Genomic DNA, 11109 nt, shown 5'->3' with positions numbered 1-11109 from the left:
GCGGCGAGGGCCGCCTCGGCCGGCGCCCAGGCGGCGGCGAACCCGCCCGGGTCGGCCTCGAACGCCAGCCGGCGGCGCACCACCTGCGCGCGCAGCGCCGGGTCGCGGCTGGCGGCGACCTGCACGGTCAGCCCGAACCGGTCGAGCAGCTGGGGGCGCAGCTCCCCCTCCTCCGGGTTCATCGTCCCCACCAGCAGGAACGACGCCGGATGACGCACCGACACCCCGTCGCGTTCGACGTGGGCGACGCCGAGCGCGGCGGCGTCGAGCAGCAGGTCGACGAGATGATCGCCGAGCAGGTTGACCTCGTCGACGTAGAGGATGCCGCGGTGGGCGGCGGCCAGCAGCCCCGGGCGCAGCACGCTGACCCCCTCGGCGAGCGCACGGTCGAGGTCGACCGACCCGGTGACCCGGTCCTCGGAGGCGCCGACGGGCAGCTCGACGAGCCGCGCGGCCCGGGTGGCCTGCGCCGCGCCGTCGGGATGCGGGCCGTCGGGGCAGTCCGGGTTCGGCGCGCTCGGCGCGCAGGCGAACCGGCAGCCGACGACCACCTCGACACCGGGCAGCAACGCGGCCAGACCCCGCACGGCGGTGGATTTGGCGGTGCCCTTCTCCCCGCGCACGAGCACGCCGCCGAGCGTCGGGCTGACCGCGTTGAGCAGCAGTGCCAGGCGCAGGTCGTCGGCGCCGACGACGGCGGACAGTGGGAAGTTCACCACGCCCGCGCCCCCGCGACCACGTGCCGCTGGGGCCGCTGGGGCCGCTGGGGCCGCTGGGGCTGGTGGGGCTGGTGGGGCTGGTGGGGCTGGTGTGACGGTGGGGCTGCAGGCATGCTGATGTCCTCCCGGAGGGTCCTCGCCCTTGGTCATCGCCTGCGACGGCCGGAGTATCCTGGCTCCCGGATCGGCGCGCGCCCTCGGCCTTCCAGCCGCCTGGTGCGGCCGTGACCCGCCGCCCCACCCGGCGCCGGGGGTCCTCCCAGCTCGGGCGCGACGAGCACCGGATGTGCCCGCCCGCGCCGCGTCGCGCCGGTAGGCCCATCCGGGAAGACGCACTTCCCGGTGACAGTGGCGGGACCGCGCCGGATTCGCACCGGCTTCCTCCCGAAGCTGTCGCGTCCGCCAGCATGACATATCCGTCGACGTGGAGGAGGCCGGCCGCCGTGACCGACCCGCCGCTGCGCGCGGACTGCTCACGCTGCTTCGCGTTGTGCTGCGTCGCCCCGGGTTTCACCGCCTCGGCGGACTTCCCGATCAGCAAGGCACCCGGGACGCCGTGCCGGCACCTCGATGCCCACCACGGCTGCTCCGTACACGACGAGCTGCGCCCCCGCGGGTTCCGCGGCTGCGCGGTGTTCGACTGCTTCGGCGCCGGCCAGCAGGTCAGCCAGGTCACCTTCGCCGGTCGCGACTGGCGGACCCATCCCGGTGACGCCCCGCGGATGTTCGACGCGTTCGCGGTCATGCGCACTCTGCACGAGTCCCTGCACCACCTCGCCGAGTCCCGCGACCTGCTCACCGCACACCCGGCCACCGCACACCCGGCCACTGCGCAGGCGGACGCAGCTCGTCCCGCCACCACCCGTCCGCCGGCCGGCGCCGCCGGCCGTGCCGGCCTGCTCGGCGAGATCGAGGCCATCACGGCGGCGACCGTCGCCCTCGCCGACGCCGACGCCGACGCCCTGCTCGCCGCGGACCTGCCCGCCCACCGCCGCACCGTGCACGACCTGCTCACCCGCGCCAGTGCACTGCTGCGCACCGGGCGGGGCGACACGGCGGGCCGTGGCCCTGCCCGCAGCCAGGGACGGGGACGGGCGGGACGACCACGAGATCGCGGCGCGGGGGTTGCGCGCAACCTCGGCGTCGACCTGGTCGGCGCACGCCTGGCCGGCGTCGACCTGCGGGGCGCGGAGCTGACCGGCCGCCTGCTGATCGCAGCGGACCTGCGGGGCGCCGATCTACGCGGCGCGGATCTGCGCGGGGCGGATCTGCGGGGCGCCGACCTGAGCGGCGCGGACCTGCGCGGCGCGCTGTTCGTCGTGCAGGCCCAACTCGACGCCGCCCGCGGCGACGACGCCACCGCCCTGCCGGCGACGCTGACCCGCCCCGCGCACTGGCCGGCCTGACGGCGGCGACCCAGGCCGCCAGCCCCACCAGCACACAGACCAGCCGGGACGCGGAGACACACCACGTGATGGGGAGGCACATCGTGCACATGCCGCGCAGGGTGGTCACACGGGAACAACTGGACGGCGTTGCATGTGCGGCACTGGGCACCGCACATCGCCTGGTGGGCGTCACGCGGCTGCGCGGCGCAAGCAAGAAGGGCGTGTACCGCCTCACCTTCGACGACGACTCCACCGCGATCGTCTACCTCTGGGACGACGCCGAGAACTACTGGATCATCACGCGGGATCGCGGCACCGGCAGCCCCGCAGAAGCCACTACCCGGCGGACGTCGCCGTGGTCGAGGACATACCCGGCGACGCCCTGGACGTACGGCTCCGCCAGGACCCGCGCCGCATGGAGACGACCATGGCACGGCTCGCCGAGGCACTCGCCGCGATGCGGCGGCATCAGGGCCCACGCTTTGGCAAAGTCGCCCTGATCGATGAGGGTGGCACCTCCGAGGGCGACTCCTGTGAGCAGGTCGTCCTGGACCGCGCCCTCGACGACCTCACCGCGGCCGCCTCTCGTGACACGCGGATCGCTCATGCCCACGATCGCCTGGAGACCGAGGTGCGCACCCTGGCCGCGGCGGTACGCCCCCGCGCACGGTACGGGCTCATCCACGGTGAGCTCGGGCCGGACCATGTGCTGGTGGACCGGGGCGGGCAGCCCGTCCTCATCGACATCGAGGGATTGATGTTCTTCGATGTCGAGTGGGAGCACGCGTTCCCACGCCTGCGTTTCGGCGAGCACTACCGGTGGTTGGCGTGCGGTGACCTCGACGAACGGCGGCTGACGTTCTACACGCTGGCGATGCACCTGTCTGTCGTCGCCGGGCCCTTGCGGCTCCTCGACGGCGACTTCCCCGACCGTGCCCTCATGAGGGGCATCGCCGAGCACAACCTCCGGGCGGCCCTGGCCTTTCTTCCCACGTTGGCGGGGCCGGCGTGGGAACTCGGCGAGTGATCATGATGTTCTGCGGAACCGGGCCGAGTGCCCGGGGGTCCGGCACGGGCATCGTCCCGGCCATGGCGAGCATGGCGGATGCGTCAGAGAGCGGCTACCCGTCTCCTCTGCCGGGCTCGGCGTCCGCTTTATCCCTGTAGAAGAGACAGGTGGCGCCGTTCTCATGCACACCGCCTCCTCGTCTCGTCGACGTCCTGTGGGCACTCCCACGCGACGGCCGAGCATTCACCGAAGTGCGGTTCTGGGGGTGTCGGCAAGAAGCGTGTCACCAGGTGCAAACGGCGATGATCTGGCCGGCCTGTGGTTCGGCGGCGGTGAGTTCGCGGCGGGCCCGGCCGGCGACTCGCATTCGCTCCAGCGCAGAAAAGCACCCGGAGTTGGCCCCGTCCAGCACCCGTGTACGCGCGGGCAACCGTGGGTGCTACCGCAGAAAATCACCCACTCTCCGCGATGGGCGGCGAGCGGCCAAGCCAACATCAGGAAACCAGGGACACGGTGGCACCGAGCGCTAGCTGATCCTCGCAGGGGTCGGTGGGGACAGCCGTAGGAGCGGCCGACCAGGGGGTGGCCATCGATAGCACGGCCGAGGTCGCTGGGCGCAGGCAGCAGTCAAGCTGGTGACGCTGCCGGGCCTGATGGCGGGTGGTGCCGCTGATCTTGTCATCGGGCTTGTGGACGGTCCTGTTGCTACCGGTTATCCGCCGTCGCCTACCAGGGGTGGACCGAACGTATTGGCCAAACCTGTGCGGGTATACAAAGTGTCACTGGAGTTACTTCAGGTGGCGACAGTGGGAAGTTCGGCAGATGCGGCGGGCCAGCCCGGAGGCCCGCCACCACAGCGCAGGGTTCGTGATTCGGCGGTCCGCTGTTTGAGCGGTTGGTCAGGATATGACTCAAAAGGTGAGGAGTACACCCCATGTCAGCGGCTCTTTTCGACGGAGATCACGTGCGGTTCTTCAGTGTCCAGCACAACGGCCAGTATGTCTTCGTGTCCAACGACAAGGACGGCGACGGAGACAGGTATGTTGAAGCTCATCCTTTCGCGGATGAGGGCCGCAACGTGTTCAAGGTCTTCCGTACGGACAACGGCCTCTTCCGCTTCACCAACTCCGCAACCGGGCACGCCATTTTCGTCTCCCAGAAAAAGGAAGGGAATGACTACGTAATCGAGGCTCACGCTCACCGGGAGATCCGCAACCGCTTCGTCGTGGAGAACGTACCTGCTCCCTGGTGCTCCAGCCGTGGTGATCATAGTCTCGCTGCCGGTGCGGCTGGTCCTCGGGTGGTGCGGCTCCGAGTCGGGAAGTGTCAGCGGCGGGGGTGTGCCCGGTGGCCGCGTCACCAGTCCGACCACCAGGTGATCGTCGTATGGGCGCCGCAGCCTCGGTGAACAAGGCGATGACTCCTCGGCCCGGCCTTCCCGAACCGCTACGTCCGCCCCGGATACGCTGCACACATCACTGCGGCTGGAGTACCAGGAGTTCGAGTCAGCGGAAAGGCGCACCCACCAGGCACCCCTCGGTGCTACCTCGCGAAACTCCTGCGGGAGCACGGGGGCCGGCTCAACACCCGCAGGGGCACCCGCGCGCCGGGCGTCGTCTCCGGACGGCCACCCCGTCAAATCTGCGCGCCGGCCTGCAGACCCTGCCCACCTCACTCGCAATGGTCGTCGTCAGCCCGTATGCGGGCCGGCTCGCCGCCCGGTACGGCTTCCGGATCGTGGTCACCGTCGGCCTGGCGCTGGCGCTGGCGCTGGCCGGGCTGGGGCTGCTGGCCTTGGGCTTCGTGCATGCGGACACCGGCTACGGGAACGTGTGGTGGCGGCTGGCAGTCGTCGGCGTCGGCTTCGCGCTGACCATGTCCCCGCTGACCGGCGCCGTCACCCTGGTCGCCGCTGCGTGCACCGGCCGGTGGCTGGCGAAATCCAACCCCACGGAAGTCTCGAATAGCAGGCCCGGAAATTGACAAGGGCCGCGACGATATGCCCTCGGCGGCTCACCAAAACCATCGGTGCACTCCCGGTCGCTTAATTGACAGGGGTGAGAAAACATGCCCAGGGGTGGCCGCTCTCAGGAATTGACAGAAGCCGCGACGACATGCCCACGGTGACTTTCGAAAACCATCAGCTCGTTCGCGGCATATGAAGATTGACAGAGACGGGATGATTCTCTACGGTCCACTCGTCAGATCCTTGTCGATCGCACCCGAGGGTGTTCATGACCACGTCCCCAACGTTGCCGAAGTCCAGGCAGCAGTTGATCCTCGCCGTTCTCATGTTGTGTTCGCTGCTGATCTGGCTGGACAACACCGTCCTGAGTACCACCTTGGAGACCCTCGCGGACCCGGTCCGCAGACTGGACGCCAGCCCGTCCCAGTTCCAGTGGGCCACCGGCTCCTACACTCTGACCTTCGCCACCTTGATGTTCACCGCGGGCGCACTGGGTGATCGCTTCGGTCGAGGCAGCCTCACCGCGAGCGAGGCGCCCCCCCGGTCCGGGGCCGGCACCCAACCCGCTTACGGGGGCGACGACGTGGGCAGCCACTGACACGATGGGAACCGGACAAGAACGTTCCTGTGCCGTGCCCGACGTTCACGCCACGTACCTGCCCGACCGTCACATGTTCGCCCTGTGGACCTGGTCCGGCCGCGCGGTGGGGGCCGCCCCGCCGGTCGGTGAGGTCGAGACCCTTGCCCTGGTCGTCCCGACGTCGGACCTTGACGGGCTTGAGGTGTCCGAGGTCGACTGCGCGCTGATCGAGCCGGACGCGCTCGCCGGCGCGCCCCTCGACTCGCCCGGCCGGTCGGTGGATGCCTGGCGGGCGTGGCTTGCGGGCGGCGAGCCGGCCCTGCCGATCGCAGCGCATGCCCTTCCCGATGCCACCGGTGTCGCCGTGACATCGGCGGAGCATGCCGTGGCCGTCTTCCGTCGCACCCTTGCGGTGGGGACCGAACTGCGCACAGCGCTGACCGCCAAGCTGCGGCCCTACCAGATGCGCGGTGTGAGCTGGCTGCGCGAGACCGTCGACGCGCACGGCGGCGCGGTGCTTGCCGACGAGATGGGACTCGGCAAGACGCTGCAGACCATCGGCTTCCTCGGCGGGCGCGCCGAGGAGGGGCCCCACCTGGTGGTGTGTCCCACCTCGCTGGTCGGGAACTGGGCACACGAGATCGCGCGGTTCGCACCTGATCTGCGGACGACGATCTGGCGTGGCGGGCCGCTGAAAGCGGCGGGCAGCGGGACGGTGGTGCTCACCGGCTACCCGACGCTACGCCTGCACAGCCCCGTCATGACGGAGCATCATTGGGTCACCGCGGTCTTCGACGAGGCGCAGGTACTGAAGAACCCCCGCACACAGGTCGCGAAGGCCGCGCGAACCATTGCGGCCGACACGCGAATCGCCCTGACCGGAACGCCTGTCGAGAATCACCTTGAGGAGCTCTGGGCACTGCTCAACCTGGTCGCGCCGCACCTGTTCGGAAACAGGACGCAGTTCCGGCGTCGCTTCGTCCGGCCGATCGCGGACGGCTCCCTCGCCGCCGCTGCCCGACTGCGCGGAGCAATCGAGCCGATCGTGCTGATGCGGAAGAAGTCCCAGGTCGCCGGCTCGCTCCCGCCCAAGATCCACGCCGATCTGATCTGCGACCTCACCGAGGAACAGCAACTGGTGTACGACCGGGTGCTGGAGCAGGCGATCGACGACGGCTTCGGCAGCGGCGTACGGCGCCAGGGCAAGGTGCTGGCAGCACTGACCGCGTTCAAGCAGGTCTGCAACCACCCGGGCCTGATCACCGGTGACCTCGGTGAGCTGCCAGGAAGGTCGGGAAAGCTCGACCTCTGCACCGACATCGTGGCCAACAACCTCGAAAACGGTTCTCCCACCCTGATATTCACCCAGTACCGGCGGACCGGCGAGATGCTGGTACGGCACTGCGACGAACAGTTCGGTGTTTCCGTGCCGTTCTTCCACGGCGGCTTGAATCAGGACCAACGGACCGACATCGTCCGCCGGTTCCAGGCCGACAACGGCCCGACGGTGCTGGTGCTCAGCCTGAAAGCCGGGGGCACCGGGCTCACGCTCACCCGCGCAGCCGACGTCATTCACTTCGACCGGTGGTGGAATCCGGCCGTGGAGGCGCAGGCCTCCGATCGGGTCCATCGGATCGGCCAGACCCGCACCGTCACCGTCACCACTCTGACCACGGGGACCACCGTCGAGGAGCACATCGCGGCCATGCACTCGCGTAAATCCGCGCTTTCCGAGATCGCCGACCTGTCCGGTGTCGCCGAGCTGGCCCGCTTGGACGACGACCGTCTCATCGCGGTCCTTCGCCGGAAGCGGGACAGCTGACATATGACCAGCAATGACTTCGGTTACCTGATGTGGGGAAGGGACTGGGTTCGGTTCGCCGAGCCGTTGCGCCAGACCCGCCCCGATCCTCAACTGCCCCGTGCGCGCAGAATGGCACGCGACGGGAAGGTGCAGGTCACGATCGACGGCGGGATCGTGCGCGCCGTCGTGGAGCACGGTCGCAAGCCCTCGGTGGTCACCATCGAGGTCGCGCCCATGTCCCGGGAGGCGATAGTCGAGATCTCCCGCCGGTTGTCCGGGGTCCAGCTCGCCCTCACCGACGAGCTGTACCGCGCGATCACCGACGCCGGCCACCCGCCCGCACCGGCACTCGCCGGCGTCGACTGCTCCTGCCCGGCTGACACTTCACGCTGTATCCACGTGCTGGCCGTCTACTACGCAATGGCCCAGCGTGTCGACGATGATCCTCGCGTCACTCTCGATGTTCAGGGCTACTTCCGCACCTCATCGGAGAGTGCTGAGGCATTTACCGCAGCGACACCACGGCGGTGGATCGCGCTCAACGCCCTCAATCCGGCCGACTACTTCGTGGTGGCCGAGTAGTCGTGTGATGCGGCACAAGTCCGGGGATCTCACCGAGGGTGAACGCGCGTTCGAGGACGCCGTCGTCGAGGCGCTGTTCAGACGTGAATCGCATGGTCGTGCCTTTCGGGAGTGCTCGTGAACGGCGCTCCCGGACGACCTATCGTCCGACCGTGACCCCGGAGGGGAGCACCCATGTCGATACTGCGTTCACGGGTACCACCTCCTCGTCCTCTCGCACGGCCACCGGCAAACTAGCAGTGGTCACCGTGAGCCGCCAACAGGTTTGTGCGGGCGCTCCATGGCCGGCTGCCACGGAGCCACTCGCCGCACTCCGCCAGCCCGACGGCCCGGCGGCGTCCCTCGACGACCCGGCGCGGACCGCATCGCGCGGGCACCCCACACCCCCACCAAGCGGGTACAGCGGCAAGATCGCCCGCGTTTACGGCTGGTGACACGTTTCTTACCGGCACCCCTTCTGGACCGGTGTCCGGACACTCGTGCTGACCTCACGCACCCCCTTCTCGATCAGTGGTGACGAGGCTGTTCCCGGCGTGCCCGCCAGGGCCGGATGCGGTTCGCTCGACGTGAGCCTGTAGGGCGCCTTCGGGTCTCGACCGGCGCCGGTTTGGCCGCCGGCGGCGCGGTGAAGGACAGCAGGTCAGGGGGGGACGGACGCCGCCGGTCGTCGATCTCGGCGCCCGGTCGTCGTGTCCCCTGGTGCTGTGTGGACGGGTGCGGTGGAGGATGCAGACGTTCCTGCCCTATCCGAGCTTCGCCGACAGTGCAGCCGTGCTCGACCCGCGGCGGCTGGGCAAGCAGCGGGTGGAGGCCCTCCAGGTGCTGCGGGCGCTGGTCCGGGAGCACTACGGCTGGAAGCGGCACCCGGCGGTGCGGATGTGGGAGGGGCATGCCGAGGCCGTCGCCTCGTACGGGATCACGGTGTGCGGCGAGTGGACGAGATCCGGGCGGCCGGACACCTGCGCCGCCTCGATCGCGGCGGAACTGGCGGCCGCCGGGCTCGCAGCGCCGCGGCCGCAGGACGTCCTCGCCGCGGCCGGTGACCTGCCCGACTGGCTCGGCGACGAGCGCCTGCACCGCAGCCACCGCGCGGCGCTGCTGCGCAAGGATCCCGCCTACTACGGCGCCCTGTTCGCAGCCGACGACGCGGTCGACCCCGCCCTGGGCTACTTCTGGCCGGTCGGACGTCGGCCGCCGCAGTGAAGCGACGGCGGCGACAGGGCGACGTTCGAGACGTTGCCGGGATCCGGGTGAGATCATCGTCGGATGCAACCGACGGCGTTCGCCGAGATGATCACCATCCCGGCCGGGCAGGTGACGCTGTCGGACCGGCGCACCGAGCGCCGCTGGTCGGTGGAGCTCGCTGCTTACCGGCTGGCGGCAGCCCCCGTCACCCAGGCGCTGTACGCGCAGATCACCGGCCGGCGGCCCAGCAGCATCCAGGGTGATCGGCTGCCCGTCGAGGGCGTCTGCTGGTGGGACGCCGTCCGGTTCTGCAACGCCCTGTCCCGACACGAGGGGCTCGCGCCGGCGTACCGGCTGCCCCCAGCCGTCGATGACGCCCACCGCGGCGACGATGCCAGCGACGCTGTCACCTGCGATGCCGGGGCCGACGGGTATCGGCTGCCGACCGAGGCGGAGTGGGAGCACGCCTGCCGCGCCGGCACGACCGGGCCCCGCTACGGGCGGCTCGACGACATCGCCTGGTATCGCGCCAACGCCGGCGAGCGGCCGCATGAGGTCGGTGGCCGCCAGCCCAACGCGTGGGGCCTGCACGACATGCTGGGCAACGTGTGGGAATGGTGCTGGGACGTCTACGACGCCGAGGTCTACGGCAGCTACCGGGTGCTGCGCGGCGGCGGGTGGTTCGACGAGCCGTGGAGCTGCCGGGCCTCGGTGCGCCGCCGCAGCCACCCGACGTTGCGCCTCGACGACGTGGGCCTGCGCGTCGCGCGTTCCCTGAGCAGGTGAGTGGCCCGCGGCCGCACCGCGGGACGGTCGAGTCGGCGGCCAAGGGCGTCGGTGACCAGCGGGTACAGGGCGGCGTGGACCTCGTCGGGGGTGCCGGAGGCGGGCAGCTCGCGGAACATGGGAGCCTCCGGCAGGTTGCGGTAGGCCTCGGCGAAGGCGACCAGCCGGTCGAGGTCCTCGTGGTCGCGGCCGCGGAGTTCGACCCGCTGCTGGGCGAGCGTGGCCGGGACGGTGAACAGCACCACCAGGTCCGGGGCGGGGAAACGGCGGTAGGCGACGCGCACCCCCCGGGCCTCGCCGTCACCGCGTAGCCGCATGACCGCGTACTGGCAGTAGACGTAGCGGTCCATGACCGCGATGCGGCCGGTGAGCCGGGACAGCGCCAGCGCCCGGGTGATCGCCAGCCCGCGGTAGGTCGCCTCGACGGCGACGTGGACGCGCCGGCCGAGCAGGTCCGGGCCGTCGCGGCGGCCCAGCCGCCGGGCGAGGGCGTCGAGCAGCGGGCGCCCGCCGCCGTTGTTGAAGGAGCTGGCTGGCCGCCCGGCGGCGCTCAGGGTGCGGGCGAGCCGCCGCGCCTGGGTGCTCTTGCCCGCACCGTCGATGCCGAGCAACACGATGACCGCCGGGCGCCGTCGTCTCCGCATCCGATGATCGTAGCCGCCGGCAGACCATTCGGTGATCATGGTGTTCCGCGGAACCGCGCCACGTGGCCGGACTCTCATCGCGGTGAGCAGGGTGTTCCGTGTGTGCGGGTTCAGCGGCGCAGGGCGGCGGTGACCAGCCTCAGCAGGGCGGTGTGGACCTCGTCGGGGGTGCCCGACGCCGGCAGTTCGTGGAAGGCGGCGGCCTCCGGCAGGTTGCGGTAGGCCTCGGCGAAGGCGACCAGCCGGTCGAGGTCCTCGTGGTCGCGGCCGCGGAGTTCGACCCGCTGCTGGGCGAGCGTGGCCGGGACGGTGAACAGCACCACCAGGTCCGGGGCGGGGAAACGGCGGTAGGCGACGCGCACCCGCCGGGCGTCGCCGTCGCCGTCACCGCGTAGCCGCATGACCGCGTACTGGCAGTAGACGTAGCGGTCCATGACCGCGATGCG

The 11109-nt window shown here is 70.6% G+C and carries 9 protein-coding genes and 4 pseudogenes; 8 read left to right on the top strand and 5 right to left on the bottom strand.

Annotated features, from left to right (window positions below; translation table 11 throughout):
* A partial coding sequence (locus tag FRAQA3DRAFT_RS07985; protein ID WP_009738560.1) for an ATP-binding protein occupies positions 1-719 on the bottom strand: 719 nt, incomplete at its 3' end.
* Between the two features lie 443 nt (positions 720-1162).
* Here FRAQA3DRAFT_RS07985 and FRAQA3DRAFT_RS07980 point away from each other — a divergent pair.
* Both FRAQA3DRAFT_RS07980 and FRAQA3DRAFT_RS07975 read left to right on the top strand, forming a co-directional pair.
* Positions 1163-2125, top strand: coding sequence for a pentapeptide repeat-containing protein (locus tag FRAQA3DRAFT_RS07980; RefSeq protein ID WP_009738559.1), 963 nt, complete (start codon positions 1163-1165; stop codon positions 2123-2125).
* A 133-nt stretch (positions 2126-2258) separates the two neighbouring features.
* Positions 2259-3134, top strand: a complete 876-nt coding sequence (locus FRAQA3DRAFT_RS07975) for a phosphotransferase (protein WP_083873526.1) — start codon at positions 2259-2261, stop codon at positions 3132-3134.
* A 919-nt stretch (positions 3135-4053) separates the two neighbouring features.
* Here the strand turns inward: FRAQA3DRAFT_RS07975 and FRAQA3DRAFT_RS34745 are convergent.
* Positions 4054-4386: a hypothetical protein gene (locus FRAQA3DRAFT_RS34745; protein ID WP_232291965.1), complete on the bottom strand. Its 333-nt coding sequence runs from the start codon at positions 4384-4386 to the stop codon at positions 4054-4056.
* Between the two features lie 365 nt (positions 4387-4751).
* Here FRAQA3DRAFT_RS34745 and FRAQA3DRAFT_RS07965 point away from each other — a divergent pair.
* The 4 genes and pseudogenes from FRAQA3DRAFT_RS07965 to FRAQA3DRAFT_RS07950 all read left to right on the top strand — a co-directional run.
* A pseudogene (locus FRAQA3DRAFT_RS07965) lies at positions 4752-5012 on the top strand (MFS transporter); the annotation flags it as partial.
* 338 nt (positions 5013-5350) lie between these two features.
* On the top strand, positions 5351-5680 hold the full coding sequence (locus FRAQA3DRAFT_RS35860; protein WP_009738557.1) for an MFS transporter: 330 nt from the start codon (positions 5351-5353) through the stop codon (positions 5678-5680).
* Between the two features lie 73 nt (positions 5681-5753).
* Positions 5754-7484 (top strand): DEAD/DEAH box helicase, encoded by a 1731-nt coding sequence (locus FRAQA3DRAFT_RS07955; RefSeq protein ID WP_035922530.1) that lies wholly within the window; start codon positions 5754-5756, stop codon positions 7482-7484.
* 3 nt (positions 7485-7487) lie between these two features.
* Positions 7488-8048 carry an SWIM zinc finger-containing protein gene (locus FRAQA3DRAFT_RS07950; RefSeq protein WP_009738555.1) on the top strand — a complete coding sequence of 187 codons (561 nt, stop codon included), beginning with the start codon at positions 7488-7490 and terminating at the stop codon, positions 8046-8048.
* 13 nt (positions 8049-8061) lie between these two features.
* On the opposite strand, the pseudogene FRAQA3DRAFT_RS38540 reads toward FRAQA3DRAFT_RS07950, so the two are convergent.
* Positions 8062-8142 (bottom strand): annotated as a pseudogene (locus FRAQA3DRAFT_RS38540) (alpha/beta hydrolase); the annotation flags it as partial.
* A gap of 632 nt (positions 8143-8774) precedes the next feature.
* Here FRAQA3DRAFT_RS38540 and FRAQA3DRAFT_RS07945 point away from each other — a divergent pair.
* Both FRAQA3DRAFT_RS07945 and FRAQA3DRAFT_RS32675 read left to right on the top strand, forming a co-directional pair.
* Entirely contained in the window at positions 8775-9251 is a 477-nt protein-coding gene (locus FRAQA3DRAFT_RS07945) for an MSMEG_6728 family protein (RefSeq protein ID WP_009738554.1), read from the top strand.
* Between the two features lie 63 nt (positions 9252-9314).
* Positions 9315-10019 carry an SUMF1/EgtB/PvdO family nonheme iron enzyme gene (locus FRAQA3DRAFT_RS32675; RefSeq protein WP_009738553.1) on the top strand — a complete coding sequence of 235 codons (705 nt, stop codon included), beginning with the start codon at positions 9315-9317 and terminating at the stop codon, positions 10017-10019.
* 131 nt (positions 10020-10150) lie between these two features.
* On the opposite strand, the pseudogene FRAQA3DRAFT_RS07935 reads toward FRAQA3DRAFT_RS32675, so the two are convergent.
* A pseudogene (locus FRAQA3DRAFT_RS07935) lies at positions 10151-10663 on the bottom strand (dTMP kinase); the annotation flags it as partial.
* Between the two features lie 110 nt (positions 10664-10773).
* Positions 10774-11109: pseudogene (locus FRAQA3DRAFT_RS07930) on the bottom strand (thymidylate kinase); the annotation flags it as partial.

Source organism: Frankia sp. QA3 (genome assembly GCF_000262465.1).
Taxonomy (GTDB): domain Bacteria; phylum Actinomycetota; class Actinomycetes; order Frankiales; family Frankiaceae; genus Frankia.
Note: the sequence above shows the minus strand (reverse complement) of the source record. Positions and strands in the feature narration are given on the sequence as shown.